25 protein-coding genes are annotated in these 25,981 nt (G+C 63.5%); 18 read left to right on the top strand and 7 right to left on the bottom strand.

What is annotated here, in order from left to right; all coding sequences use genetic code 11:
- Positions 1 to 86 precede the first annotated feature (86 nt).
- The 9 genes from BM341_RS02350 (at position 87) to BM341_RS02310 (ending at position 8,837) form a co-directional block, all read left to right on the top strand.
- Entirely contained in the window at positions 87 to 1,115 is a 1,029-nt protein-coding gene (locus BM341_RS02350; protein ID WP_089792501.1) for a substrate-binding domain-containing protein, read from the top strand.
- A 108-nt stretch (positions 1,116 to 1,223) separates the two neighbouring features.
- Positions 1,224 to 2,480 (top strand): phosphate ABC transporter permease subunit PstC, encoded by a 1,257-nt coding sequence (gene pstC / locus BM341_RS02345; RefSeq protein ID WP_089792712.1) that lies wholly within the window; start codon positions 1,224 to 1,226, stop codon positions 2,478 to 2,480.
- Between the two features lie 17 nt (positions 2,481 to 2,497).
- A complete protein-coding gene (pstA, locus tag BM341_RS02340; protein ID WP_089792499.1) occupies positions 2,498 to 3,664 on the top strand; it encodes a phosphate ABC transporter permease PstA in 1,167 nt (388 codons plus the stop codon).
- A gap of 79 nt (positions 3,665 to 3,743) precedes the next feature.
- Complete coding sequence (gene pstB, locus BM341_RS02335; RefSeq protein ID WP_089792710.1) at positions 3,744 to 4,583, top strand: phosphate ABC transporter ATP-binding protein PstB; 840 nt, start codon at positions 3,744 to 3,746, stop codon at positions 4,581 to 4,583.
- A gap of 137 nt (positions 4,584 to 4,720) precedes the next feature.
- A complete protein-coding gene (locus tag BM341_RS02330) occupies positions 4,721 to 5,749 on the top strand; it encodes an ArsJ-associated glyceraldehyde-3-phosphate dehydrogenase (protein WP_089792496.1) in 1,029 nt (342 codons plus the stop codon).
- Positions 5,742 to 6,974 (top strand): organoarsenical effux MFS transporter ArsJ, encoded by a 1,233-nt coding sequence (arsJ, locus tag BM341_RS02325; protein WP_089792495.1) that lies wholly within the window; start codon positions 5,742 to 5,744, stop codon positions 6,972 to 6,974. Before BM341_RS02330 ends, arsJ begins: the two co-directional genes overlap by 8 nt.
- 60 nt (positions 6,975 to 7,034) lie before the next feature.
- Positions 7,035 to 7,385, top strand: a complete 351-nt coding sequence (locus BM341_RS02320) for a metalloregulator ArsR/SmtB family transcription factor (protein ID WP_089792493.1) — start codon at positions 7,035 to 7,037, stop codon at positions 7,383 to 7,385.
- 174 nt (positions 7,386 to 7,559) lie between these two features.
- Complete coding sequence (locus BM341_RS02315) at positions 7,560 to 8,501, top strand: DnaJ C-terminal domain-containing protein (RefSeq protein ID WP_089792492.1); 942 nt, start codon at positions 7,560 to 7,562, stop codon at positions 8,499 to 8,501.
- Between the two features lie 3 nt (positions 8,502 to 8,504).
- Entirely contained in the window at positions 8,505 to 8,837 is a 333-nt protein-coding gene (locus BM341_RS02310) for a chaperone modulator CbpM (protein ID WP_089792490.1), read from the top strand.
- An 86-nt stretch (positions 8,838 to 8,923) separates the two neighbouring features.
- Here BM341_RS02310 and BM341_RS02305 read toward each other — a convergent pair whose 3' ends face one another.
- The 5 genes from BM341_RS02305 to arsH form a co-directional block, all read right to left on the bottom strand.
- Positions 8,924 to 9,139: a thioredoxin family protein gene (locus BM341_RS02305; RefSeq protein ID WP_089792488.1), complete on the bottom strand. Its 216-nt coding sequence runs from the start codon at positions 9,137 to 9,139 to the stop codon at positions 8,924 to 8,926.
- A gap of 99 nt (positions 9,140 to 9,238) precedes the next feature.
- Complete coding sequence (locus tag BM341_RS02300) at positions 9,239 to 9,769, bottom strand: hypothetical protein (protein WP_245784120.1); 531 nt, start codon at positions 9,767 to 9,769, stop codon at positions 9,239 to 9,241.
- A gap of 95 nt (positions 9,770 to 9,864) precedes the next feature.
- Positions 9,865 to 11,082 (bottom strand): MFS transporter, encoded by a 1,218-nt coding sequence (locus BM341_RS02295; protein ID WP_089792486.1) that lies wholly within the window; start codon positions 11,080 to 11,082, stop codon positions 9,865 to 9,867.
- 61 nt (positions 11,083 to 11,143) lie between these two features.
- Complete coding sequence (gene arsB, locus BM341_RS02290; protein ID WP_089792484.1) at positions 11,144 to 12,223, bottom strand: ACR3 family arsenite efflux transporter; 1,080 nt, start codon at positions 12,221 to 12,223, stop codon at positions 11,144 to 11,146.
- A 13-nt stretch (positions 12,224 to 12,236) separates the two neighbouring features.
- Positions 12,237 to 12,956 carry an arsenical resistance protein ArsH gene (gene arsH, locus BM341_RS02285; protein ID WP_089792483.1) on the bottom strand — a complete coding sequence of 240 codons (720 nt, stop codon included), beginning with the start codon at positions 12,954 to 12,956 and terminating at the stop codon, positions 12,237 to 12,239.
- A 411-nt stretch (positions 12,957 to 13,367) separates the two neighbouring features.
- On the opposite strand from arsH, the gene BM341_RS02280 reads away from it, so the two are divergent.
- Both BM341_RS02280 and BM341_RS02275 read left to right on the top strand, forming a co-directional pair.
- The gene (locus tag BM341_RS02280; RefSeq protein WP_217646158.1) at positions 13,368 to 14,003 is read left to right on the top strand and encodes an ABC transporter ATP-binding protein; all 636 of its coding nucleotides are present in this window, start codon (positions 13,368 to 13,370) and stop codon (positions 14,001 to 14,003) included.
- Entirely contained in the window at positions 13,994 to 14,797 is an 804-nt protein-coding gene (locus BM341_RS02275; RefSeq protein ID WP_089792481.1) for an ABC transporter permease, read from the top strand. The genes BM341_RS02280 and BM341_RS02275 overlap by 10 nt, the downstream gene beginning before the upstream one ends.
- 76 nt (positions 14,798 to 14,873) lie before the next feature.
- Here the strand turns inward: BM341_RS02275 and BM341_RS02270 are convergent, their stop codons facing one another.
- Positions 14,874 to 16,061 (bottom strand): acetyl-CoA C-acyltransferase, encoded by a 1,188-nt coding sequence (locus tag BM341_RS02270; protein WP_089792479.1) that lies wholly within the window; start codon positions 16,059 to 16,061, stop codon positions 14,874 to 14,876.
- 286 nt (positions 16,062 to 16,347) lie between these two features.
- Here BM341_RS02270 and BM341_RS02265 point away from each other — a divergent pair, with 286 nt between their 5' ends.
- The 7 genes from BM341_RS02265 to BM341_RS02235 all read left to right on the top strand — a co-directional run bounded on the left by BM341_RS02265 (position 16,348) and on the right by BM341_RS02235 (position 24,522).
- On the top strand, positions 16,348 to 18,006 hold the full coding sequence (locus BM341_RS02265; RefSeq protein ID WP_089792477.1) for an AMP-binding protein: 1,659 nt from the start codon (positions 16,348 to 16,350) through the stop codon (positions 18,004 to 18,006).
- Positions 18,007 to 18,026: 20 nt separating this feature from the next.
- Positions 18,027 to 18,794 (top strand): SDR family NAD(P)-dependent oxidoreductase, encoded by a 768-nt coding sequence (locus BM341_RS02260; protein ID WP_089792475.1) that lies wholly within the window; start codon positions 18,027 to 18,029, stop codon positions 18,792 to 18,794.
- 72 nt (positions 18,795 to 18,866) lie between these two features.
- A complete protein-coding gene (locus tag BM341_RS02255; RefSeq protein WP_089792473.1) occupies positions 18,867 to 19,655 on the top strand; it encodes a sulfite exporter TauE/SafE family protein in 789 nt (262 codons plus the stop codon).
- 345 nt (positions 19,656 to 20,000) lie between these two features.
- Positions 20,001 to 21,080 (top strand): LysM peptidoglycan-binding domain-containing protein, encoded by a 1,080-nt coding sequence (locus BM341_RS02250; protein WP_089792471.1) that lies wholly within the window; start codon positions 20,001 to 20,003, stop codon positions 21,078 to 21,080.
- Between the two features lie 158 nt (positions 21,081 to 21,238).
- Positions 21,239 to 22,498: an amidase gene (locus BM341_RS02245; RefSeq protein WP_245784119.1), complete on the top strand. Its 1,260-nt coding sequence runs from the start codon at positions 21,239 to 21,241 to the stop codon at positions 22,496 to 22,498.
- Positions 22,499 to 22,513: 15 nt separating this feature from the next.
- The gene (locus BM341_RS02240; RefSeq protein ID WP_139232963.1) at positions 22,514 to 23,365 is read left to right on the top strand and encodes a hypothetical protein; all 852 of its coding nucleotides are present in this window, start codon (positions 22,514 to 22,516) and stop codon (positions 23,363 to 23,365) included.
- Positions 23,362 to 24,522, top strand: a complete 1,161-nt coding sequence (locus BM341_RS02235; protein ID WP_089792465.1) for a hypothetical protein — start codon at positions 23,362 to 23,364, stop codon at positions 24,520 to 24,522. The genes BM341_RS02240 and BM341_RS02235 overlap by 4 nt, the downstream gene beginning before the upstream one ends.
- 87 nt (positions 24,523 to 24,609) lie before the next feature.
- Here BM341_RS02235 and BM341_RS02230 read toward each other — a convergent pair whose 3' ends face one another.
- Positions 24,610 to 25,917, bottom strand: coding sequence for an ATP-grasp domain-containing protein (locus tag BM341_RS02230; protein ID WP_089792463.1), 1,308 nt, complete (start codon positions 25,915 to 25,917; stop codon positions 24,610 to 24,612).
- Positions 25,918 to 25,981: the final 64 nt, after the last annotated feature.

Here is a 25,981-nt window from a genome sequence, read left to right as displayed (position 1 = left end):
TTTTGCCTGTCATGAAGCTGTCACTTTCCTGCGGCAATGTGTGTCCTGCGAAGGCCAGACACCTTTCATCGACAGGAGTGACCCGCATGAACCGCATCCTCAAGAGCCGTACGTTAAAGACCACGGCCATTGCTGCCGCCGTGATCGGCGTCGTCGGTGTTGCCCAGGCACGCGATCAGATTCGCATCGTGGGCTCCAGCACCGTCTACCCGTTCGCCAGCTATGTGACTGAGGAGTTCGGCGCGATTACCGAGTATCCGACCCCGGTCATCGAGTCGACCGGTTCAGGCGGTGGCATTCGCCTGTTCTGTAACGGCGTTGGCGAAGGCACCCCGGACATCTCCAATGCCTCGCGTCGTATCAAGGCCTCCGAGCTCGAGCGCTGCGAAGAAAACGGCGTCAACGACGTCACCGAAGTCAAGATCGGCTCCGATGGCATCGTATTCGCCCAGTCCAGCACCAACGAGGCGATGGATCTTACCCTCGAGCAGCTCTTCCTGGCCGTGGCCGCCCAGGTACCGGTCGATGGCGAGCTGGTCGACAACCCCTACACCAACTGGAGCGACATCGATTCAGAGCTGCCGGATCGCGAGATCTCCATCTACGGTCCGCCGAGCACCTCCGGCACCCGCGACGCCTTCGAAGAACTCGCCATGGAAGTTCCTTCCGAGGACATGGAGGCCTACGGCGGCGAAGGCTACACTGACATTCGCTCCGACGGCGTCTACATCGATGCCGGCGAGAACGACAACCTGATCGTTCAGCGCCTCAGCGAAGATACCGGCGCCTTCGGCATCTTCGGCTATTCTTTCCTGGTCGAGAACCCCAATACGCTGATCGCCTCCAGCATTAACGGCGTCGAACCCGAAGTCGAGGCGATCAGTGCCGGTGATTATCCGATTGCCCGTTCGCTGTGGTTCTACGTCAAGAATCAGCATGCTGACGAGGTACCGCCGCTGTACGACTATGTCGACATGTTTGTCTCCGAAACCATGATCGGTGAGGGGGGCTATCTGATGGACCTCGGCCTGATTCCGCTGCCCGAAGCCGAGCGTGAAGAGACGCGTCGCAAGGTTGAGGAGCGCGCCAGCCTGCAGCCTTCCGATCTGCAGTAGGTCGTGACATGACGGGCAGGGATGCCTGATTCGGCCGACAGCTTCAGGCTGCCGGCCGAATCACATTCCGGCAGCTCGGCTGCCATCGACATTCATCAAGAGAATCCTATGCAGACCAATCAACTCCTTGCACTATTCAGCGGCGCCGTGCTGCTGCTGGGTCTGGTAGCCTTCTTCCTGGGTCGTGCCAAGGCAGCGCGCGTGCGTGCCGAAGGCACCGCGATGGTTGCCCAGCCCGACCAGTACGCCTGGTTTGCCGTGCTCGCCACGGCCGGCCCGGCGCTGGTGGTCAGCGCAGTCGGTGCCTTCCTGATGCTGATGCTGGGCGCCGAGATTCCCACGCCTTATCTGCTGGCGGCGAGCCTGGTGGTCGCCGCAGCCGGCTTGTTGGTCGGCATGATGCAAGTACGCCCTGATTTCCATGCCCGCCAGGCCATCGAGCGAGTGATTCGCTGGATCTTGGTCGCTGCGGCCATGATCTCGATCTTCACCACGTTCGGGATCCTTTTTTCCATCGTCTTCGAGGCCTTGCGCTTTTTCCAGATGCACAGCTTCTGGGAGTTCATCACCGGGACGGTGTGGAATCCGGGCGCCAGTTTCCTGGCCGCTGCCGGTCGAGGTGACGAGGCGAGCAGTGCTGCCCAGTTCGGCTCGGTGCCGCTGTTCGCCGGTACCTTCATGATTACCGGCATCGCCATGCTGGTCGCGATTCCGATCGGGCTGCTGTCGGCCATTTACATGTCCGAGTTTGCGCCATCGCGCGTGCGCACCCTCGCCAAGCCAACTCTGGAAGTGCTGGCCGGCATTCCGACCGTGGTCTACGGCTTCTTTGCCGCGATCACCGTGGCGCCGATCATCGTCAACGTGGCGGGTTTTCTGGGTCTTGATGCGTCATTCAATAACGCCGTGGCGCCGGGAGTGGTCATGGGGATCATGATCATCCCCTTCATCTCGTCGCTCTCCGACGATGTGATCAATTCGGTTCCCGACAGCATGCGTCAGGGCTCCCTGGCGCTGGGCATGACCAAGGGCGAGACGATTCGCGACGTGGTCATTCCGGCGGCGTTGCCGGGAATCATCTCCGCCTCGCTGCTGGCGGTGTCGCGGGCGTTGGGCGAAACCATGATCGTGGTGATGGCGGCCGGCATGCGCCCCAACCTGACCGCCAACCCGCTGGAAGACATGACCACCGTCACGGTGCGCATCGTTGCCGCCTTGACCGGTGATCTTGAGTTTGAAAGCGCCGAGACGCTCTCGGCCTTCGCGCTGGGGCTGGTATTGTTCGCCGTCACGCTGAGTCTCAACCTGGTGTCGGTCATCATGATTCGTCGCTTTCGCGATAAATATCGCGTCAACAACCTGTAATGCCGAGGAACCCGCAGATGAGTCAATCCTTCGACGACATCAGCGCCCAGCTCAAGGGCCGTCACCGCAGGTCGGCACGGCTGAAGTGGATCTCCATGGGCTCGCTGGGGCTGGCCGGTCTTTTCCTGGTGCTTTTCTTCGCCGATATGCTCAACAAGGGGCTGCCGGCATTCCAGCAGGCCTACGTCCAGGTCGAGCTCGACTACAACGAGGACGCCCAGCGGATGGGGCGAGCGGCGATGGATCGCGAGATCGCGCCCCTGGTCAGCCGCAGCTTCGAGCGTCTGATTCCGGGCATGATCCGCGACAATCCCGACTTGCTGGGCACCACCGAGCAGCGCTGGGTGCTGGCCAACAGCGAGGTGGATCAGTACCTCAAGGGGCACCGTAATCAGCTGAACGAGGCCGAGCAAGCCGCCATCGACGAGCTCGTCGACAGTGGCCAGGTGGCGCTGAAGTTCAATACCACCTTCTTTACCAATGGCGATTCCAAGATGGCGGAGCGGGCGGGCATTCTTTCCGCGGTCGTGGGCACCATCCTGACCATGCTGGTTACGCTGGCGATCGCCTTTCCGATCGGGGTGATGACGGCGCTCTACCTCGAGGAGTTTGCGCCCGACAATCGTCTGACGCAGCTCATCGAGATCAATATCAACAACCTGGCGGCGATACCCTCGATCCTGTTCGGTCTGCTGGGCCTGGCGATATTCATCAATTTTTTCGGCGTGCCGCGCTCATCCCCACTGGTGGGTGGCATGACATTGGCGCTGATGACCCTGCCGGTGATCATCATCGCCACGCGCACGGCATTGCGCAGCGTACCCGATTCGATCCGCCATGCCGCCTTCGGCGTGGGCTGCTCGCGCTGGCAGGTGGTGCGTGACCATGTGTTGCCATTGGCCATGCCGGGGATCATGACGGGGTCGATCATCGGCCTGGCTCAGGCCATGGGCGAAACCGCACCGCTGATCATCGTCGGCATGGTGGCCTTCATTCCGGATGTGAGTGCGTCCTTTACCCAGGCGGCCACGGTGCTGCCGGCACAGGTCTTCACCTGGGCGGGCGAGCCGGAGCGCGCCTTCGTCGAGAAGACCGCCGGCGGGATCCTGGTGCTGCTGTCGATCCTGATTTTTCTCAATGCCACGGCGGTGATCCTGCGCAAGAAATTCGAGCGTCGCTGGTAGCGACTGCACCGACAGTCACCGTACCGATAAAGGATATCCACTGATGAACATGCACGTTGACGAGCGGAGACCCGCGCCCATGTCAGGTCACGAAAGGTCACGCCATGAAAGTTCCTCTCAAGAAGCCGGCCAGCCGGTGACCCGCAATCCCCATGCCGGCCATGAGCTGAGCATTCGCATCCGCGACCTCAGCCTCTGGTATGGCGAGAGCCAGGCACTGAATAAGCTGAATATCGATATCTTCCAGAAGAACGTGACGGCCCTGATTGGGCCTTCCGGCTGCGGGAAATCGACCTTTCTGCGTTGCCTCAATCGCATGAACGACCTGATTCCTGGTGTGCGGCTCGAGGGGCTGGTCGAAATGGACGGCCGCGATGTCAATGCCGCCAAGATGGACGAAGTGGCGCTACGCAAGCGCGTGGGCATGGTCTTCCAGAAGCCCAACCCGTTTCCCAAGTCGATCTTCGAGAATGTCGCCTACGCCCCGCGTATGCACGACCTGGTCAGCCGCAAGGCCGAACAGGACGAACTGGTGGAGCATGCCCTGCGAGAGGCCGGCCTATGGAACGAGGTCAAGGACAAGCTGCACCAGCCGGGCACCTCGCTTTCCGGTGGCCAGCAGCAGCGCCTGTGCATCGCGCGGGCGATCGCCGTGCAGCCCGATGTCATCCTGATGGACGAGCCCACCTCGGCGCTGGACCCGATCTCCACCGCGACCATCGAAGACCTGATGGACAAGCTCAAGAAGCAGTTCACGATCATTACCGTGACCCACAACATGCAGCAGGCCGCCCGCGTGGCCGACTACACGGCGTTTTTCCATCTGGGCGAGATCATTGAGTACAACGACACCCGGACGATGTTTTCCAACCCGCATACCAAGAAGGCCGAGGATTACATCACCGGACGCTATGGCTGAGGTCTATCTGTGCGCCTAATGATGTATACGGGGAGGCCTTGTCCTCCCCGTCGTCTTGTATGGCTGTCACAGGATTGACTTTCTCTCCGGGTATATATGGGATCCCAGATATCAAAAACGCCTACCAGGAGAGCACCATGGCCCTTCATATCGGCATCAACGGCTTCGGGCGCATCGGCCGCCTGGCGCTGCGCAGCCTCTGGCCCCGCGTCGAGGCTGGCGATGTTGAACTGACACGCGTCAACGATCCGGGTGGCGATGCCGCCACCTTTGCGCATCTGCTTGAGTTCGACTCGGTGCACGGCCGGTGGTCGCCGGGGCAGGGTATCCGTGCCGAGGGTGACGCCATTGTGATCGATGGCCATGCGATCGCCTTCAGCGCCAATCGCGGCCTCGGTGACAGCGACTGGGCGCAGTGCGACGTGGTGATCGAGGCTTCGGGCACCGTCAAGAAGAGCGCGCAGCTAGCGTCTTATTTCGATCAGGGCGTGGCGCGGGTGGTGGTCAGCGCGCCTCTCAAGGACGAAGACGTGCTCAATGTGGTGATAGGCGTCAATGACGACTTGTACGATCCGGTGCGGCACCGCGTCGTCACTGCGGCGAGCTGCACCACCAACTGCCTGGCGCCGGTGGTCAAGGTGATCCACGAGACCTACGGGATTCGCCACGGCTCGATGACCACGGTGCACGACATCACCAACACCCAAGTCATCCTTGATGCCCCCAGCTCTCCCCGAAAACCCGATTTACGCCGATCGCGGGCCTGCGGGATGAGCCTGATTCCGACCACCACCGGCTCGGCCAAGGCGATCACGGCGATCTTTCCCGAGCTGACCGGCAAGCTGAACGGTCATGCCGTCCGCGTGCCGCTGGCCAACGCCTCGCTCACCGATATGGTCTTCGAGCTCGAGCGCGAGGTGACGGTGGAGGAGGTCAATGCGGCGCTCAAGGCCGCCGCCGAGGGCGAGCTCGCCGGCATCCTCGGCTATGAGGAGCGCCCGCTGGTGTCCATCGACTACCGCACCGACCCGCGCAGCTCGATCATCGACGCGCTCTCGACGATGGTCATCAACGGCACCCAGCTCAAGCTCTATGCCTGGTACGACAACGAGTGGGGTTATGCCAACCGCACCGCCGAGCTGGCGCTGAAGGTGGGGCGTGGTTGAATCGCTCGTTGCCCGTCTCAAGGGGCTGCCCTTCGAGGTACGCCAGTACCTGCTAATCACCGGCAACTACTGGGCCTTCACGCTCACCGATGGCGCCCTGCGCATGCTGGTGGTGCTGCACTTTCACCAGCTCGGCTACTCGCCGTTGCAAGTGGCCATGCTGTTCCTCTTCTACGAGGCTTTCGGTGTGGTCACCAATCTGGTCGGCGGCTGGCTGGGCGCGAGGCTGGGCCTCAATCGCACCATGAACGCTGGCCTGGCGCTGCAAATCCTGGCCCTGGCGATGCTGATGGTGCCATCTGCGGCGTTGACCGTGCCCTGGGTAATGGCCGCCCAGGCACTCTCGGGTATCGCCAAGGACCTCAACAAGATGAGCGCCAAGAGCGCGGTCAAGGTGCTGGTGCCCAAGGACAGTGCCAGTGCCCAGAGCGCGCTCTACCGCTGGGTGGCGATACTCACCGGCTCGAAGAATGCGCTGAAGGGCGCCGGCTTCTTCCTCGGCGGCGTGCTGCTGACGCTGATCGGTTTTCGTGGCGCGATGGTGATCATGGCCGCGTTGCTGGCGGTGGTGCTGGGACTGTCGATGTGGCGGCTCAAGGCCGATTTAGGCCGTCAGAAGGTCAAGCCCAAGTTCTCCGAGGTGTTCTCCAAGTCGCGGGCGATCAACGTGCTGTCGGCGGCGCGGCTCTGCCTGTTCGCCTCGCGGGACGTGTGGTTCGTGGTCGCCTTGCCGGTGTTCCTCTACGACCAGCACGGCTGGAGCCACTGGACAGTCGGCGGACTGCTGGCGATCTGGGTGATCGGCTACGGCGGCGTCCAGACCCAGGCGCCGCGCCTGACGGGGTTGATCAAGGGTGGGGCGCGCGGCGTCACGGTGTTCTGGGCGCTGGCGCTTGCCGGCCTGCCGGCGCTGCTGGCGTTATTACCCCTGGCCGAGGTGGGCTGGCTGGTGGCAGGACTGCTTGTCTTCGGGGTGCTGTTCGCCATCAATTCGAGCTGGCACAGCTACCTGATCGTCCACTATGCGCGCACCGATGGGGTGTCGATGGACGTTGGCTTCTACTACATGGCCAACGCCATGGGGCGCCTGTTGGGTACCCTGTTGTCGGGGTGGCTCTACATGGCCCAGGGCCTCGCCGCCTGCCTGCTGGTCTCCTCGGCGTTGGTAGCCGTGAGTGCGCTGATGGCGCTGGCTCTGCCGCGGGAGGTAACGGCAAAGGCCTGAACTTCGCCTCTGGTGGACAGTTGCGTAGAATGGTCACAAGACCCGTTCAAGGAAAACCCGATGTCGCTGGATCCGCTGCGCCTGTTCAAGTGTCTGAGTGACGAGACTCGCCTGTTGCTGACCCTGCTGATCCTGCACGAGGGGGAGCTCTGCGTCTGCGAGCTGACCCACGCTCTGGAGGTCTCCCAGCCCAAGGTGTCTCGTCACTTGGCCCAACTGCGCAACTGCGGCTTGCTCAACGATCGTCGTGAGGGCCAATGGGTCTACTATCGCCTCTCCGACACGGTGCCAAAGTGGGTCAACGATGTGTTGCTGGCTGCTGACAAGGGCCAGACCGAGCGCCTGTCGAGCCTTCAGGTCCGCCTGGCCGGCATGGGCAATCGGCCTGATCGTCGCCTGGCGATGTGCTGAGGTGTAGTCGGCTTTTCACTGCTCCTCCTATTCCCTTCTCCTTCTTCTACCTGCTCTCCACCCACTCGTCACCATTTTCGACTAGCCTTGATTCGAACCGCTGGTTCCTTTCAGGAGTGGCACGGTTGTCACCGCGCTTCTGGAAGGTCATGGCCACTGCCGGAGCTTTCACAAGTGGAATTCAAGGATTACTACCAACTGCTCGGGGTGACGAAGACCGCGACGGCCGAGGAGATCAAGAAGGCCTATCGCAAGCTGGCGCGCAAGTTTCATCCGGATGTTAGCAAGGAGCCCGAAGCCGCACAGCGGATGCAGGAGATCAACGAGGCCAAGGCGGTGCTGTCCGATCCCGACAAGCGTCTTGCCTATGACCAGTTGGCTCAGCAATATCGGTCAGGACAGGATTTCCAACCGCCACCGGACTGGGATGCGGGCTTCGAATTCAGCGGTCGTGGTTTCGAGGAGGCCGATCTCGGTGAGTTCAGTGACTTCTTCGCCAACCTGTTTGGCCAAGGCGGCCGGTCAGGGCGAGGGAGCCGTGGCTATCAGATGCGCGGCGAGGATCGTCACGCCAAGGTCTTCATCGACCTTGCGGATGCCTACCAGGGCGCGACCCGGGCGATTACCCTGCAAGTGCCGCAGGTCGACGCGCAAGGCCGTGTGGTTTCCCGGGAACACACCCTGAGTGTGCGTATCCCCAAGGGCGTCAAGGAAGGCCAGCATATCCGCCTGACGGGGCAGGGCAGCCCCGGAATCGGGGGTGGCCCAGCGGGTGACCTGTTTCTCGAGATCCACTTCACGCCGGATTCGCAATATCGGGTCGAGGGGCGGGACGTGCATCAACGGGTGCCGGTGACGCCTTGGGAAGCCGCCCTGGGGGCCAGCATCGAAACCCCGACCCCTTCCGGCCCGGTGAAGCTCAAGGTACCTGCCGGATCACAGACCGGTCGTCGCCTGCGCCTGAAGGGACGCGGTATCCCGGGGCCGGCGCCGGGGGATCTCTATGTAGAACTCGAGGTCGTGCTGCCACCGGCCGATACCGACAGGGCCCGGCAACTCTATTCCACCATGGCGGATGAACTGGCTTTCAATCCGCGCCAACGCAGGGGAGGCTAGGCCATGACCCGGCAGCATATCGTCAGCGGTGAACTGATCGACGAGGTGACCCTGACCCTCGAGGACCTGGCGCGTGCCTGCTCGGTAGACACCGACTGGGTCATCGAACGCATCGAGAGCGGCCTGCTGGCCGATGGCTCGCCCTATGTGGCGAGCTGGCGCTTCACCAGTCATGACCTGACTCGTGCCCGCCGAATGTGTCAGCTGGAGCGCGACTTCGAGGCAGCGCCCGAGCTCGCCGCCCTGGCCGCCGACCTGATCGAGGAGAACCAGCGCCTGAGGGAGCGGCTGCGAGCCGCGGGACTGGTAGATGACCCAGCACCGCCTGAAAGGTGAGATGGCGCCGCCGCCCGTGGCAGGGAAGCGGTGGCTCAAGCGGGGCAGGCAGTCCGTGGCCAGTCAATTCTCGAAGGCTATCGTGCTCAGCCCTTGAGCAGCGTCTGAAGCTCCTCGCTGCTGGCTACCTTGCCCTCGATGCCCAGCGCCGGGGTGCGCATCACCCCCTTGTCGATGATGGCGTTCATGTCGGTGACCTTCTCGATCTCCACCGCGAGACCCAGGGCCACGGCGGCCTGCTGGGCGTTGGCGGTCAGCTGCTCGCATTTCTTGCAGCCCTTGCCGTAGATGCTCAGTTTCATGGTGCGTTCCTCTTGGAATCGTCGAGTCGCGATTGTTGGGCGTCATGGCCACAGTTACCCATAGAGATAGCCGGTCAGAGTCGACATGATCACCACCAGCTAGACCACTGTCTTCTGGGTGCCCATGATGGTGCGAATCACCAGCATATTGGGGAGCGACAGCGCTGGTCCCGCCAGCAGGGCAGCCAGCACCACCGCGCCAGCCAGCATCGTCACCTGGCGCAGCGGCCATCCCCAACGGCGTATCAGCAGCAGGGCAAAGAGCCCAGCGAGCAGTGCACTGATATGCCACTTGAAGGCGTAGATGGCTATGCCAAAGGCCACTCGCTTGGGCGCCGAGGGTCCCAGATAGCGCATCACCGCCCCCTGGCTAAGGTAGGCGGCCATGGCACCGGCGATCACGAAGGACGGTAGCAGGCACAAGATTACGTGCTCCTGGGCGTACCAGTGGGTCAGCCGGATGCCCTCCAGCACAGCGTTGTCGAACCGCATCGTGCCGGCGGGCAGAAAGTAGACCAGCAGGAAGATGCTCACTACGGCGCTGATCCAACGCACCTGGTCGGGGTTTTCCCGAGCCAGGGTAATCAGCCGGGAAGTGAAGGTGGCACTAGGGGTAGGGGTATCCGGCATCAGTGCCTCGTCTCACGGAGCGTGGTGAGGATCCCGTCAAGACATATGCATATGCATATATTTCCTAGCGTGACCGGCGTTGTTCTTGATCGACATCAATCCCGTATGGCATGGGGCTGTCGAGGGGCGGCGGCCGGTAAATCAGCGGAAACGCTGCGCATCACCCACAGACCCAGCATTGGCCCGGGCAACAGCCACCACACGACCCAGATGCCCTGCAGCGACCAGAGCGAGCTGGTCAGTGCAATGGCGGGAATGGTCAGGGCGAACCCCACAGCGTTCATGATGGCAAGCGTCGAGCCGACCCGCTCCCGCTGTGCGGTGGCGGCTGCAAGTGCCGAGAATTGCGGCGAATCGGCGATCACGCTCAGTCCCCATAGCGCGAGCAGGCCAAGCAGCGCCCCCGGCGGCGCCCAGGCAAGCAAGGGGTAAGCCAGGCAGATCAGGCCCGAGGTTATCAGGGCGCGCTTTGCCACCCACAGGCTGCCCAGGCGCCGGCTCAGCTCGCCGCCCCCCACGCACCCCGCGAGCCCCAGCGCAATTACGCCGAACGACAGCCAGGCGATCAGACCGGAGGACGCCGCAAGGCGTTGGACTTCCCGCGCGACCAGAAAGGGCGTCAGCATCCAGAAGGCATAGAGTTCCCAGCAGTGGCCAAAGTAGCCCCCGGCCACGGCGCGAAAGCGTGCGTCGCGCAGGCCGGCGACGCCTTCCAACAGCCGGGAGCGTCCACTCGGCGGAGGCAGGTGGGGGCCGTCGCCGAGCATGAAGATGAGCGCACCGCCCAGCAAAGCCAGCCCCGATGCACCGAGCAGCGGCCACTCCCAGGGCATGCCCAGGGTCGCGCCACGCAGCAGATGCGGCAGGGCGGTGCCCAGGGTCAGCATCCCGACCAGCCAGGCCAGTGCCGCCCCGGTATGCTTCGGTGTCCAGCCGATGACCAGCTTCATGCCCAGCGGGTAGATGCCGGCCAGGCAGATGCCGGTCAGAAAGCGCAGCAGCAGGTCCAGGGGAGGGGACGCTGCAGCAACCACGAAGCCGGCATTGGTCAGAGCGCCGGCCAGGCAGGCAGCAGCGAAGATCCGGCTGGCGCGGAAACGGTCGGCCAGGCCGGTCGCGGCAATGGCGAGCGTGCCGATGATGAACCCCGCCTGCACGGTCAGGGTCAGTCGGCCCAGGTCGGCCTCGGACAGCCCGAGGTCGCGGGAAAGCGACAGACCGACACCATTGACGGAGAACCACAACGAGGTGCCGCACAACTGGGCGAGGACGATAAGCGCGAGGGGATGGCGTTGCCAGGGCAAGGGTGTCATCTCGTCATCCTCGCCCCGAGCGGTTGTGTTGGCAAGGCCGCTTGCCGACATCGCAGGGTTATCAGGATGCTGACGGTCCCGGGAAGCGGCTTCGGGTGGCGTTGGCGATGCGCACCAGCGCCAGCATCAGCGGGACCTCCACCAGCACGCCCACCACTGTGGCCAGGGCCGCACCGGACTGCATGCCGAACAGCGCGATGGCGGCGGCCACGGCCAGCTCGAAGAAGTTGCTGGCACCGATCATCGCCCCGGGAGCCGCCACGTTGTGGGGCACCTTCCACGCCTTGGCCCAGCCGTAGGCGATGAAGAAGATCAGGAAGGTCTGGAGGATCAACGGGATGGCGATCAGCACGATATGCAGGGGGTTGGCGATGATCACGTCGCCCTGGAAGGCGAACAGCAGCACCAGGGTGATGATTAGACCGATGGGGGTGATCGGCCCCACCTTCTTCATAAAGACGTTGTCGAACCACTCGATGCCGCGCCGCTGGATGACGGTCTGGCGGGTCAAGACGCCGGCGCCCAGCGGGATGACGATGTAGAGCACTACCGACAGCGCGACAGTATCCCAGGGCACCTGGATGTTGGAGACACCGAGCAGGAAGACCACGATGGGCGCGAAGGCGAACAGCATGATCAAGTCGTTTACCGCCACCTGTACCAGGGTGTAGGCGGCATCGCCGCGGGTCAGGTAGCTCCACACGAAGACCATGGCGGTGCAGGGGGCGGCACCCAGCAAGATGGCCCCGGCCAGGTATTCGCTGGCCTTCTCGGCGGGAATCAGTGGGGCGAACACCACCGTCAGGAAGAACCAGGCGATGGCGAACATGGTGAACGGCTTGATCAGCCAGTTGACTGTGGTGGTAATGACCAGTCCCTTGGGCTGACGGCGCACGCCGAGGATCGAGGAGAAGTCGATCTGCGCCATCATCGGAAAGATCATCGCCCAGATCAGCACCGCCACCGGGATCGACACCTGGGCGTACTCGAAGCGCGACAGGGCCTCGGGAATGGCCGGGGCGAACTGTCCGAGCAGTATCCCGGCGATGATGGCCAGCGCCACCCACACCGAGAGGAAGCGCTCGAAGAGCCCCATGCCCTCCGTGGTGCTGGGTGACCAGGATTCCTGATGTGTGCTCATGGCCTGACTCCTGTCAGATGGCGCGCTGGTTGACCCGGGCGGAGAGCTGCTCGGCCGACTCCTTGCGTTCGGAGTAGCGGTCGGTGAGCGCCTCGCTGCGGCCGCGCACCAGCAGGGTAAACTTCACCAGCTCCTCCATGACATCGACGATGCGGTCGTAATAGGGTGAGGGCTTCATGCGGTCGTGATCGTCGAATTCCATGAAGGCCTTGGGTACCGATGACTGGTTGGGGATAGTCAGCATGCGCATCCAGCGGCCCAGCACGCGCAGTTGGTTGACGGTATTGAACGATTGAGATCCGCCAGACACCTGCATCACCGCCAGTGTCTTGCCTTGGGTCGGGCGCACCGCCCCCAGCGCCAGCGGGATCCAGTCGATCTGCGCCTTCATGATGCCGGTCATGGCGCCGTGGCGCTCCGGCGAACACCACACCATCCCCTCCGCCCACTGGGCCAGCGCACGCAGCTCCGCCACCTTGGGGTGGCTGGCCTCCTCGCTGTCCGGCAGCGGCAGGCCGCGGGGATCGAAGACCCGCGTCTCGGCTCCCATGGCGCGCAGCAGCCGGGCGGCTTCCTCTACCACTAGACGGCTGAAGGAGCGCTGCCGGAGAGATCCATAGAGCAACAGGATGCGCGGCGCATGGGCCGGCCCGTCGGGAAGGCCCAGACATTGCGATTCCGGTATCCGAAACAGCGCGTGGTCGATATTCGGCAGATCGTGCAGTGATGACATGGGATTTCCTGTCGATGTGCAACATCGGATAGAGAGAGCTTTTAGCCGCAACGAGGTTAACGGATGTGATACAAAAATATATGTTTTTCCATATATGATCAAGCAGATCGACCCTCTGAAACCGACACCCTAAACCACTCCTGAGCCGGTCGTTCAGCCGTTCGACGGAGCGTTACGTTGCGAGGGAACCTGGTTGAAGGTGGGCGAAACGTGATGGGGGTACTGTCGCGGGCCGAGCCCAGGAAAACCAATAAGTGGGGCGTCATGGCAAGATCCTTCGGTCGGAGTGGAGATGTATGGCTCAATATATATGACTTTCCATATGTCTATAATCGAGCAACCCATGCGGCACCCCTGTGCATACTGCTATGATCGGTCCCGCATGCCACGCCACCGTCACCGGGAGGCTCCTTGTCCGTCACCGCACCGTCCGCCACCGACTCCCTGCGACTCGATGGACTGGGGATCGGCGATCTTGCCGAGATCAACCTTGAGGTCGACCCCGGCGAGGTCCATTGCCTCTCGGGCCCCAGTGGCTCCGGCAAGAGCCGCCTGCTGCGCGCCGTGGCCGACCTGGAGCCCCATGGCGGCGAGGTATGGCTGGGCAGCCAGGCCCAATCCTCCCTGCCCGGGCATGAGTGGCGCGCGCGGGTGATGCTGGTGCCGGCGGAGAGCCACTGGTGGGCCGATAGCGTGGCAGAGCATTTCTCCGACGCCGCGCCGGCCGATCTCGAGGCGCTGGGGTTCGGCCTCGAGGTGCTCGGCTGGCAGGTGAGCCGGCTCTCGTCGGGGGAGAAGCAGCGCCTGGCGCTGCTGCGGGCCGTGAGCCGAGAACCCGCCGCGTTGTTGCTCGACGAGCCCACCGCCAACCTGGACGACGCCACCACCCGCCGGGTGGAGGCCTGGCTCGTGGCGCGCATCCGCGAGCGGGGCTGGCCGGTGATCTGGGTCGCCCACGACCGGTCGCAGATCGAGCGGGTGGCGAGGCGCCACCTTTGGATCCACGCTGGTCGCCTGGTGGAAGAGGAGCAGGGCGCATGGACGTGATCGCGCTCTCCTGGTGGCAGCTGGCGCTGGCGGCGCTGATGGTAGTGGCGCTCGCCGGCTGCACGGCGGCGGCTCGATTGGGCATGAGCCGCAGCCTGCTGATCGCCGCGGCGCGGACCGTGATCCAACTGGCGCTGGTCGGTCTGGTGCTCGAGGCGCTGTTTGCGACAGAGCGGCTGCACTGGGTGGTGTTGATGGCACTGGCCATGCTGTTGATCGCCGGGCGCGAGGTGATGGCCCGACAGAAGCGCCGGCTGCTTGGCGGCTGGGCCTTCGGCATCGGTACGCTGGCGATGTTTCTTTCCTCGTTCACGGTAACCGTGTTGACCCTGACGGTGATCATCGGCCCCGAACCCTGGTATCACCCCCAGTACGCCATTCCGCTGCTGGGCATGATGCTCGGCAACACCATGACCGGGGTGGCGCTGGCGCTGGATCGCCTCACCGATACCGCCTGGCGCCAGCGGGCGGTGATCGAGAACCGCCTGATGCTGGGCCAGCGCTGGCAGGAGGCGGTCGGCGACATCCGCCGTGAGGCGATGCGCAGCGGCCTGATGCCGATGATCAATGCCATGGCCGCCGCCGGGGTGGTCAGCCTGCCAGGAATGATGACCGGGCAGATACTGGCCGGCAGCCCGCCGGCACTGGCGGTGAAGTATCAGATACTGGTGATGTTCACTATCACCCTGGGGACCGGCTTCGGCACCCTGGCCGCGGTGGCCGCGGGTAGTCGCCGGTTGTTCGATGGTCGTGAGCGGCTGCGGCTGGATCGGCTTTCCATTCCCCGCTCATGAAAACGCCCGCGTCCATCAGGAGGAGGCGGGCGTCGTCGAGGCCTGACGATGTGAGAGTGGATCAGCCGATCAGTTTCTAATCCACAAGTTCGATGGCCACCGCGGTGGCCTCACCACCACCGATACACAGGCTGGCGATACCGCGCTTGCCGCCCTTGGTGCGCAGGGCGTGGATCAGGGTGGCGATAATGCGCGAGCCGGTGGAGCCGATGGGATGGCCCTGGGCACAGGCGCCGCCGAAGACATTGACCTTGTCGTGGGGCAGGCCGAGGTCGTCCATGGCCATCAGGGTGACCACGGCGAAGGCCTCGTTGATCTCAAACAGGTCGACGTCGTCCACGCGCCACTCGAGCGACTTCATCAGCTTGTCGATGGCGCCGACCGGGGCGATGGTGAACTCGCTGGGGTGGCGCGAGTGGGTGCTGTGGCCCAGCATGCGCGCCAGCGGCCTGGCGCCGACGCGGTCGGCGGCGGCCCGGCTGGCGAGTATCAACGCCGAGGCACCATCGGAGATGGAGCTCGAATTGGCGGCGGTGATGGTGCCGTCCTTGGCAAAGGCCGGGCGCAGCGAACGGATCTTGTCGAGCTTGGCCTGGAAGGGCTGCTCGTCATGGTCAACCACGCTCTCGCCCTGACGGCTGGTGACGGTGACCGGCACCATCTCGGCGTCCAGGTGGCCTGCCTGGGTGGCGGCCATGGCACGCTCCAGCGAGGCGATGGCGAAATCATCCAGACGCTCACGGCCGTAGTCGCGCTCGCTTGCCACGTCCTGAGCGAACACGCCCATCAGCTTGCCGGTCTCGGCATCCTCCAGGCCGTCAAGGAACATGTGATCCTTGAGCTCGCCATGGCCGAGTCGGTAGCCGGTGCGTGCCTTGGTCAGCACGTGCGGCGCGTTGGACATCGATTCCATACCGCCGGCCAGCAGTATCTCGCCGCTGCCGGCACGAATCAGGTCGTGAGCCAGCATGGCGGCCTTCATGCCCGAGCCGCATAACTTGTTGATGGTGGTGGCGCCGATGCCATCCGGGATACCGGCCTGGCGCATCGCCTGGCGGGCCGGGCCCTGCTTGACCCCGCCGGGCAATACGCAGCCCATGATGCCCTCGTCGATGGCGGAGGCCTCGATGCCGGCGCGCTCGATGGCCGCGCGAATCGCTGCGGCACCAAGTTCCGGAGCGCTGAGGCTCGCCAGACTGCCGAGCATGGCGCCCATCGGCGTGCGGGCGGCCGAGAGAAAGACGATATCGTTGGAATGGTTCATAGGGGAACTCCCGAGGTGGCCGCAGATGGCGGTCGTGGCGAAATGCTGCGTGTGGCTGTAAGGCGAGCATACCTGGAAAATCATGCCCGGCACGTCGCGTTGACCTCTCGTCAGGGCTATGGTTCTCTCGAGGCAACCAAGCTGCTGGGGTGACCGTCGATGAATGTAATGAATGTATCACCGCGCCGCAAGGAGCCGACCCGCCTGGTGAGCCTGCACGCCGGCGCCGGCTCTTGCCACAGTCTTGGCCGACAACAAGCACAAACCTCGAGAGTGTAGACACCCCATGAGCACCCCAGCGAATCTTTCCGAGTACCGTACCTACCTGGAAACCTTCTCCATTGACGAGGTGATCGCTCGGCTCGATGATCACCGAGATGGCAAGGCCAACGCCTTCGAGTCCTGTTGTGGGCGTCACCTGCGCGCCGGCCGCGGCGAGGTGCCGGCCCTGGTTCACGAGGACACCCAGGGCAACGTCAACACATTAACCTACGCCGAACTCGATGCCGATAGCGAGAGACTCGCCGGCTGGTTTGCCGAACGTGGCCTCGGTGTTGGCGACCGTATTGCCTGCATGCTGCCCCGTTCGCCGCAGCTGTTGGTGGCGGTACTGGCCACCTGGCGCATCGGCGCCGTCTACCAGCCGCTGTTCACCGCCTTCGGCCCGGACGCCGTGGACTACCGCTTGGGGCGCGCCGATACCAAGCTAGTGATTACCGATCACGCCAACCGCTTCAAGTTCGATGGCCTGACCCAGTGCCCGCCGGTGCTGGCCGTGGGCGGGCCCAGCGTCGAGCACGGCGACGACCTGGACTGGAAGGATGCCCTGGCCCATGCCCCCATCCGGGGCGCTCCGCCGCGACTGGGTCGCGACGAGCCCTTCCTGCAGATGTTCACTTCCGGCACCGTGGGCAAGCCCAAGGGCGTGGCGGTGTCACTGGCCGCGATGCCGGCCTTCGCGCTTTACATGGAGCTGGCTGTCGACCTGCGCGAGTCCGACCGTTTCTGGAACATGGCCGACCCGGGCTGGGCCTACGGTCTTTACTACGCCATTGCCGGGCCGTTGCTGCTGGGCGTGACCACCCACTTCTGTGAGGCGGGCTTCAGTGCCGAAGGGGCGTTGGCCTTCATGAAGCGTCACCGCATTACCAACTTCGCCGCCGCACCCACCGCCTATCGTCTGATGAAGGCCTCCGGCCTGTTCGACGATGCCCATCAGGCCCTGGAGCTGCGTGCGGCGAGCTCCGCCGGTGAACCGCTCAACACCGAGGTGGTGAACTGGGTGGAGCGCTCGCTGGGTTGCACGGTCATGGATCACTACGGTCAGACCGAGACCGGCATGACCTGTAATAACCACCATGCCCTGGTCCATCCCAAGCATGTCGGCGCCATGGGCGTGCCGATGCCCGGCTACCGTCTGGCGATCCTCGACGCCGAGTACGAGGAGTTGCCCCCGGGCGAGCCGGGCGTGCTGGCGGTGGACATCAAGAACTCCCCGGCGCATTTCTTCGCCGGCTACACCTGGCAGGAGAAGCATCCCTTCGCCGAAGGCTACTACCTGACCGGTGACGTGGTGATCAAGAACGCGGATGGCACCTTCCAGTTCGCCGGCCGTGACGACGATATCATCACCACCGCCGGCTACCGGGTGGGCCCCACCGACGTCGAGAACAGCGTGATGACCCACCCGGCGGTGGCCGAGTCCGCGGCGGTGGGCCAGCCCGACGAGGTCCGCGGCGCGATCATCAAGTCCTACGTGGTGCTGCGCGAGGGCTACGAGCCAAGCGATGCGCTGGCCGAGGAGATCCGTCAGTTGGTGCGCGAGCGGCTCTCCACCCACGCCTACCCGCGGGTGATCGAGTTCATCGACATGCTGCCCAAGACCCCAAGTGGCAAGATCCAGCGCTTCAAGCTACGCGCCAACGCCGCCGAGACGGCCAACTGACGAGCCCCGAGGAATCCAACATGCAAGTGAAGGACAACACCTTCCTGATCACCGGGGCCGCCTCCGGGCTGGGGGCGGCCACCGCCGAGCGGCTGGTCGCCGGCGGTGGCCGGGTCGTGCTTTGCGACCTCAGCGACGCCGTCGACGCCCATGCCGAGCGTCTGGGCGTTGCTGCCCGTGCGGTGCGCGGCGACGTCACCTCGGGGGAGGACATCCAGGCGGCCATTAATGTCGCCCTCGAGCTCGGTGGCGAGCGCGGCCTCGCGGGCGTGGTGCACTGCGCCGGCGTGGTCAGCGTGGCCAAGCTGGTCGACCGCGAGGGCAATCCCGCCGACCTCGACGCCTACAGCCGCACCGTGCAAATCAATCTGGTCGGCACCTTCAACGTGATGCGACTGGCCGCCGTCGCCATGGCCAAGAACCCGGCGGGCGAGGACGGCGAACGCGGGGTGCTCATCAATACGGCTTCGGTGGCCGCCTTTGACGGTCAGGTGGGGCAGTGCGCCTATAGCGCTTCCAAGGCCGGGGTGGTGGGCATGAGTCTCCCAGCGGCCCGCGAGTTGTCGCGACACGGCGTGCGTGTCATGGCCATTGCCCCCGGCGTGTTCGAGACGCCGATGATGAGTGCGATCCCCGATGAAGCCGCCCAGGCCCTGGCCGCGGCAGTGCCTTTCCCCAAGCGGCTCGGTAAGCCCGAAGAGTTCGCCCGCCTGGCCGAGCAGATCATCACCAATGCCATGCTCAATGGAGAGGTCATTCGCCTGGACGGCGGAATTCGGATGCAGTGAGGTCACCGAGTCTGTCCAGCATGGTGGGGCTCTCGGCGGCTCCCCCTTCATCTTCCAGACCAGGCGTCCTCGATGCTCGCAAGTCTCATGTTCCTCTTCTCGGTCGGCGCTGTGGCGGGCTTTATTGCGGGACTGTTCGGCATTGGCGGCGGCGTCGTGATCGTCCCGGCACTGATCTTCGGACTCAAGGCCCAGGGCATCGACGAGTCGCTGGTGATTCATATGGCGATCGGGACGTCGCTTGCCACGATTGCCGTCACCGGTGCTTCTTCGGCGTTCGGTCACTGGCTGAAGGGTGCGGTATCGCGAAACATGCTGGCTGGCATGCTGCCGGGCCTGATCGCAGGCGCCGTGCTGGGCGGCGTCATCGCGAGTCTTATCCAGGCCGCCATGCTCGAGCTGTTATTTGGGCTTTTTCTGATTGTCGTTGCCGTGCGGATGATGGTAACGAAAATGCCGCCTACTTCGGAAGAAGGCGCCGACCGTTGGGCCATGGGCGTTGCCGGCACGGTGATCGGCGCCTTTTCGGCATTGTTCGGCGTGGGGGGCGGGGTACTCAGTGTGCCCTGGCTGGTACGCTCGGGTGCCACGTTGAAACGTGCCATCGGCACCTCGGCCGCGTGCGGTTTTCCCATCGCCGTGTTCGGCGCCTTGACCTTTTTGGTCACGGGGCTGGATGAAGCGACGCTGCCGGCCTATGCCACGGGATATCTCTACTGGCCAGCGTTTCTAGGGATGGTGGTATGCAGCGTACCCAGCGCCAGGCTGGGCGTCATGGCGGCGCACTATTTACCCTCGACACTGCTGAAAAGACTGTTTTCGTTGTTAATCCTGGCGATCGGGTTGAGGCTGGTGGTGTGATTCGATAACCCCAGGGTGTTCCCAAGCCTCGAGGTTCAAGCCTTGAAAGCCTGACCAGTCCCTCGAACCAGCGTTACGCCTGATCCGAAGTGTTAATTGACCGAGAGTGGCTCGGGCGCACTTCGCAAAGATGCATTTGTTGACACCAAGCTCTGAGAGATCTAATCCCAACGAGCGTAATTTACTAATGCAGCGAAAGCGGTAGCAATTATCTAGACTCGAGTGGTTGACGACGCATTGCGGCGCTGTGGCGCACTCCCCCCACCCTGCCCAAAGCTCGCACCTCTTGCCGATGTTTGTCGGCATTTGTCGTCTGATGTCCCTAGTCAGCCACAGGAGACCTACATGAGCGACACCCTGTCCCAGACGTGCCGAAGCAAACCACGCCGAACCCCCCTGGCGATAGCCATGGCATCGGCAATCTCACTTGCTGTCCTGCCCAGTTATCTACTCGCCGAACCCGAGCAGAATACCGGTGAATCTACCGAAGTGGCCGAGCCCGATGTTCGCCTGCAAAAGTTGACGAGTGATTATCGCAACCTTGAGGACGAGCTCGAACGAACGAACACGGCGCTTGTGGCCCTTGAGGATCGGCTTGCTGACAGCGAATCTGAACGGGAAGCACTCGAATCCCGGGTATCGGAAGCTGAACAGCAGCGCGAGCAGGCCGAGGATGCCATCGCGGCTGCAAGGTCTGAGGCGGAGCAAGCACAGGCAGAGGTGAAGGACGCCCTCGCGCAGCGTCAATCCCTGGAAGCCGAGCGCGACAGCATCCAGCAGGAACTCGCGGAAGCCCGCGATGAGCTAGAGCGTAGCGAGGAAACAAGGCAAGCACGCGAGTCGGATATAGCGGCGCTGGAAGAACGCATAAACGGCCTGGAGGCGGATCTCGCGCAATTGCGCGAAGCATCGGATGTCGAACTGGCCGAAGTTCGCTCCGAGCGTGACGAGCTGGATGCCGAACTGTCCCAGGTCCGCACCGAGCGCAACGAGTTGGATGCCGAACTGGCCGAGGTGCGCAGCGACACCGTGACTCCCCTGCAGACCGAAGTCGAGCAGCTTCGCGCTCTGCTCCCCGCCTCAGAAGGGGGCGAGCTTGACCTCGATAGTGCCCAAGCGGCCGCGTCCAAACAGGCTTCTCGACTCCACACCGCCCACGAAGCGCTGCGCCGCAGTCGCAGCGACGCCGACGATCCGCAAGCCGAGTACGATGCCATCGTGTCGGACCTGCGGCGTGAACAGTCCCTGGTGACACGGGTACAAGGGGGAACGATCTACACCGTAGAATCGGGAGAGACCTTGGGTAATGTGGCTCGGCGCTACTACGGTGATGCCAGGCGCTGGCCAACTATTTACCAGGCCAACCAGCACATCATCGAGAATCCGGATAGGGTGGTGCCTGGCCTTACCGTCATTCTGCCCTGAGTCGCCCCCTTGCCTTTCCGGCACACGGGGAGGCACCTTGTGACTCTTCCATTGGCGACCACCATAACTCCGGCCGCGTCGAGACACCATCCAGCCCTGTCTTGCACTACCTTGGGCATGACCGGTGCCGCCGGGATGCCACCATAGGGGAGAGTGACTTGCAGCTACATGAAATGAGTATCGACGCCTTCCAGGCGCGCCTTGCCACCGGCGAGGCAGAGCCGCTCGACTGGTGGCAAACCTGCCGCGAGCGTATCGCGGCACGCGAACCTGAAGTCCAGGCGTGGGAGTTCCTCGGCCCCGAGGTAGAGCAGGTTCCTGCCGAGGGGGCGCTGCGTGGTGTTCCCGTGGGCATCAAGGACATCATCGACACCTGTGATATGCCGACTGCCTGGGGGACCGGGGGCTACCTGAAGAGCGATGGCGCTCTGGTCGACGCGGCGGTGGTGACGCTCCTGCAGCAGCAGGGGGCGCTGATGATGGGCAAGACCGTATCCACCGAGTTCGCCTATTTCACGCCCGGCAAGACCCGCAACCCCCACGATATCTCGCGCACACCGGGAGGGTCCTCGAGCGGCTCCGCGGCGGCGGTGGCCGATGGCATGGCGCCCCTGGCACTCGGCACCCAGACCGCGGGCAGCATCATTCGCCCGGCGAGTTACTGTGGTATCTATGGCTTCAAGCCGACCTTCGGCACGGTCAGCATGGCCGGGATCAAGCCCTTTGCCCCGTCGCTGGATACCCTGGGCTGGTTCGCCAGGCATATCGAAGATATCTGCACCACCTATTCGACGCTGACGCGGGCCCCGGCCATCGAAGCGCTGCCGGATCTTTCGGGTATTCGCGTCGGGGTGCGCAGCCTGCCCGGTGACGAGACACTGAGTGCCGATGTGATCCAGGCACTTCGCCAGGCACACGAAAGGTTCGAGCAGGCCGGTGCCAGCGTTTTCGCCCTGCCGCTCGATATCCGCTTCGATGCCCTGGTCGAGCACCAGAAGGTCGTCTTGGCCTATGAGGCTGCCCAGAGCCTGGCCAGCGAGTATCAGCGCCATGCCCATCAGATGGGACCAACACTGGTCGAGCTGATCCAGCAAGGCCAGGCGCTTACCTACGCGCGTTACCGAGAGGGTCAGATCGCCACGGCCGAGCTGCGCCAGGTGCTTTCCCGCAGCTTCGAGGAAGAGGTCGACGTGGTTCTCGCCGCCAGCGCGCCAGGGGTGGCGCCAAGGGGGCTGGATGCCACCGGCGATCCGCTATTCTGTCGTGCCTGGACCCTGCTGGGGGTGCCTTGCCTCAATCTGCCGATCGGCCAGGGCGAGCAAGGATTGCCGGTAGGCGTCCAGCTGATCGGCGATCGCTATGGCGACGACCGCTTGTTGTCGATCGCGCGAACCCTGATGCGATCCCCGGCTGGATAAGCGGTCGACGCGTCCATGTTGCCACGGTTGCAGACACCGTCATGGGAACGACTCCTTGAACTGTGTGGTCGGCACGCGCATCTGGGGCTCGTGCTCGGGGTCCTGCTGCTGTGGTCATTGACGGGACTCGCCTTCGCCGAGGCGTTCTTTGTGCCGGTATGGGTGATCGCCACGCAATTGATCGTGGCGGGCAGTCTCGAATCGGCCCGGCTGCGTCGCCGTGCCTGGCTGGGGCAGTACCTGCGTGAAGGGTCTCCCTGGCATCGCTGGTTGCGCGGTGGCGTAGTGATGGTGGTGCGTCATCAGCTGATGGGCGCGGGGCTGGCGCTGGTGCTGTTGGTCGAGCTGCGTCTGCTGCCGCTGGTTTATTGGCCGCTGCTGCTCCTGGGGGCGGTGGTCATGGTGGTGGCGAGACACTTGCTGCGCCGACGGCTGGCACGTCATGTGATTGCGCGCCACGTGGCAGCGGTAACCCGCCGGCTGTTGATGCTGCCCACCGCTGGCTTGCTGATAATCGCGTTGGTGATGGCCGCCCTCTGGTTACCCCAACCCTATTTAGTGGGACTAAGCTGGGAAGAGGCGTTGCTCGACCATTTACAGGGTCGCGAGAACGACTCGCTGCTGGGGTTCTTCGTGCGTCTGGGCAGCACCGCCGAGATCACTCAGATATGGGTCATGCAGAACGCCGTGCAGAACCTTCAGGTCACCAACCCCGCCGCCTTGTTGGGTTGGGTGCTGTTACTGCTGACCCAGAGTGCATTCGCCTGGGCCTATGTCCGCCTGTTGGTCGGTGCCGATGTGCTGCGGCGAGAAGGGCGCCATGACGATGTGGACGCCGAGCGGTCGGGAGGTCATGAGTCATCATGAGCCGTGGCGATATTTCCTCCTCGAGGACCGCAGGCCAAGATCTGCCACGCGCTTGGGGCCGCTGGGGGCTATCGTTGCTGGTAGTCCTGGGGCTGATGCTGTTGCTTGGCATGGGTCAGCGCTTGCTGGAGCAGCGCACCGATGACCCGCTCTACCGCGTGATCGTCAATGGACAGCCGTTGACCCTGGACGCCAAGACGCACGCCGCGCTGGACCGCGACATGCAGGAGGTGACAGAAGATATCGAGGCGCGGCTGATGGCGCGTATGCGACCCTGGATCAGAATGCGTCTGGCGATAACCTTCGCGCCTCTCGAGGCGGCGGTGCCGGGTTATCTGGACTGGTATTTTTCGCTATCGGGTAGCTATGCGCGCCTGGGCATGACGCTGGTCGATGATGTCGAGCCATGGCTTGAGGCCCAGCTTCACGAGCGACTGGTCACGCCGAGCGGCATCGAGCAAGCCCTGGCCGAGCTGCAGCGGGCTTATCCGAAGCAGCTGGCCGGCATGCAGCAGCGTCTGGTAGATCAACTGACACAACAGCTTTACGAGCGCTATGCGCCTCGTCAGGTCAGCATGCAGGAAGACGCTCGGCCGGCCACAGCAGTGTACGTGCTCGACCTCGACGAGGTGCTGAATCGATCGCTGAGCGAAGAAATGGACATGACGCGCTGGCGCGCGGCCACGGCAGGGGGTGCCAGCCTTGGCATGTTGACGGGGCGAGCCCTCGCCCGGCGTCTCGGCGCTGCCGTTGTGATGCAGGGCGGTCGCATGGCGATGCGCGGCCTGCTGGCGCGCCTGGGAGTGAGCACCGCTCGCTCGCTGACGTCGGGTGGCGTGGTGGCGGCTGCCACTGCGCCGAGCGGCCCAGGAGCGTTGCTGGCAGGGGCGGCCACGACTGCTGTGACACTGGCCGGTTTCGCCGGCAGTGAATATGCGCTCCTCAAGCTACAGGAGGCGCGTCATCGACCGGCCATGCAGGCTCACTTGCTTGACGAGATCGACCGTGCGCACCAGGCACTTATCGAGACGTTCGAAGCCAGGACCATGGCCAGCGCCATGGCCGCGGGCGATCGGCTGGCGGGTCGCTTCAGCCCGGCGGACAGGCGCGATGAGTTACCGCACGCATATCGTATCCTCGATCGGCGCGGTGAATAGCGGCGTCAGGTGCCGTGCAGCGGGCAGGGCATAGGCCCTGCCCGTTGTCACATCTCGTCTGGTTACGAGACGATCTTGAACGAGTCTCTAGACGTAGAAGTCCAGTTCCTCTTGCGCCTTGAGCAGATCCCGCATCTTGATTGGATCGTCACCGAAGAAGAACACGAGGCCCCAGTGCGTGCCGAAGGCCGAGCGGTCCGGCACTGTCTCTTCAGCCGGCGCCACCAGCTCGTGAGATTCGAAGTACGGGTGCTCGATGGTTTCCTTGGGCATCTCCAGCTTGCTGACGACACGACGCCGTGGATACACGCCAAAACACCCGGCATAGCCTTTCGCGTCGACCACTTCGCGGGGGAAGAAGGCTTCGACCTCCTCCTTGGTGCTCTTGGGATCGAAGACCAGCATCGATGCCTGATAGGCACTGAACCCGTAGGCGCGCTCGATGAGCTCGAAGGCCTTGAAACCGGGCGGGCGATAGGCGACCTCGCCGAAGTACATCTCGCCATCTGCCGCCACGAAGTATTCGGGATGGATCAGTCCGAACTGGATATCGAACGTCTTGATCAGTTTCTTAATCTGCTTGGTGATGGCATCGCGCCAGCTCTCGAGTTCCCTAGTGGCGGGAACGAACACCGAATAGCCTAGGGTCACGTACTCGGAGATGTTGAGGAACTTGATCTCACCATCATGAATCCATGCCTCGACGGCAAACTCCCAGCCATCAAGGTGACTTTCCATCAGCAACGGATATTCTTCGGCCGGTATGCTGTCGATCTCATCGATCTTGCGGATCATGCGGTGACCAAGACAACCGGCCTTGTCGAAGGCTTTGACGTGAATCGGGTCATCGGGGTCGCCGTCGAGTTTGAGGAGCGTCTGGTTGACACGTTTCATGAAGCGGATAATGTCTTCTTTCTCGTGTGCTTCCTCGAAGATCCCTACACGAATACCGCCCAGCTGGGCGCGGCGTTTCATCAGTGCCTTATCCCGAAACAGGATGGACTGCCCGTACATGCGGGGGTTGTCCATGAGCACAGAGTTGATCGCGCCTGACCATTCAACGGTTTCCTCGAAGAGTGGGATGGCCACATCAACGCCTTCCGCCTTGAGATGTTCCGCAATTTCCATGGATCGATCATTCAGGCGCACAAAGTCCCAAGGAATGTACGGTATCTTGTTGGCTTCGCAGAAATCGGCAGCCCAATCGGGCGCCACCACCACGTAGCGGCGGTCAAACTTCTGCGCGGCCTTGATGGCATTCACGCTCCAGCCCAGCAGTGCGATGTAGCCCTTGTTCGGATCCTTGGGCGTCTCGGTACCGCGGACCGAATCCAGTGTCGGGTCGGTCCAGCTTGAGATATCCCTGGGGGTCGTGGTTTCTGCTACAGTCGACATATGTTGCTCTCCTTATGCATTGTTCAGGAAATTAACTCTCGATTTCCTGCGGTCCTGTCGAGCT

The organism is Halomonas korlensis (assembly GCF_900116705.1).
In the GTDB taxonomy this organism is placed as follows: domain Bacteria; phylum Pseudomonadota; class Gammaproteobacteria; order Pseudomonadales; family Halomonadaceae; genus Halomonas; species Halomonas korlensis.
This window is presented reverse-complemented; position numbering and strand designations above follow the sequence as displayed.

Coding starts and splice junctions, on each gene's coding strand:
- BM341_RS02295 (WP_089792486.1), bottom strand. CDS start 11,082: ATGACACCCTTGCCCTGGCAACGCCATCCCCTCGCGCTTATCGTCCTC.
- BM341_RS02305 (WP_089792488.1), bottom strand. CDS start 9,139: ATGAAACTGAGCATCTACGGCAAGGGCTGCAAGAAATGCGAGCAGCTG.
- BM341_RS02300 (WP_245784120.1), bottom strand. CDS start 9,769: ATGCCGGATACCCCTACCCCTAGTGCCACCTTCACTTCCCGGCTGATT.
- BM341_RS02265 (WP_089792477.1), top strand. CDS start 16,348: ATGAGCACCCCAGCGAATCTTTCCGAGTACCGTACCTACCTGGAAACC.
- BM341_RS02235 (WP_089792465.1), top strand. CDS start 23,362: ATGAGCCGTGGCGATATTTCCTCCTCGAGGACCGCAGGCCAAGATCTG.
- BM341_RS02320 (WP_089792493.1), top strand. CDS start 7,035: ATGTCGCTGGATCCGCTGCGCCTGTTCAAGTGTCTGAGTGACGAGACT.
- pstB (WP_089792710.1), top strand. CDS start 3,744: ATGTCAGGTCACGAAAGGTCACGCCATGAAAGTTCCTCTCAAGAAGCC.
- arsH (WP_089792483.1), bottom strand. CDS start 12,956: ATGTCATCACTGCACGATCTGCCGAATATCGACCACGCGCTGTTTCGG.
- BM341_RS02330 (WP_089792496.1), top strand. CDS start 4,721: ATGGCCCTTCATATCGGCATCAACGGCTTCGGGCGCATCGGCCGCCTG.
- pstC (WP_089792712.1), top strand. CDS start 1,224: ATGCAGACCAATCAACTCCTTGCACTATTCAGCGGCGCCGTGCTGCTG.
- arsB (WP_089792484.1), bottom strand. CDS start 12,223: ATGAGCACACATCAGGAATCCTGGTCACCCAGCACCACGGAGGGCATG.
- BM341_RS02310 (WP_089792490.1), top strand. CDS start 8,505: ATGACCCGGCAGCATATCGTCAGCGGTGAACTGATCGACGAGGTGACC.
- BM341_RS02270 (WP_089792479.1), bottom strand. CDS start 16,061: ATGAACCATTCCAACGATATCGTCTTTCTCTCGGCCGCCCGCACGCCG.
- BM341_RS02275 (WP_089792481.1), top strand. CDS start 13,994: ATGGACGTGATCGCGCTCTCCTGGTGGCAGCTGGCGCTGGCGGCGCTG.
- BM341_RS02250 (WP_089792471.1), top strand. CDS start 20,001: ATGAGCGACACCCTGTCCCAGACGTGCCGAAGCAAACCACGCCGAACC.
- BM341_RS02255 (WP_089792473.1), top strand. CDS start 18,867: ATGCTCGCAAGTCTCATGTTCCTCTTCTCGGTCGGCGCTGTGGCGGGC.
- BM341_RS02260 (WP_089792475.1), top strand. CDS start 18,027: ATGCAAGTGAAGGACAACACCTTCCTGATCACCGGGGCCGCCTCCGGG.
- BM341_RS02230 (WP_089792463.1), bottom strand. CDS start 25,917: ATGTCGACTGTAGCAGAAACCACGACCCCCAGGGATATCTCAAGCTGG.
- BM341_RS02240 (WP_139232963.1), top strand. CDS start 22,514: ATGTTGCCACGGTTGCAGACACCGTCATGGGAACGACTCCTTGAACTG.
- pstA (WP_089792499.1), top strand. CDS start 2,498: ATGAGTCAATCCTTCGACGACATCAGCGCCCAGCTCAAGGGCCGTCAC.
- BM341_RS02350 (WP_089792501.1), top strand. CDS start 87: ATGAACCGCATCCTCAAGAGCCGTACGTTAAAGACCACGGCCATTGCT.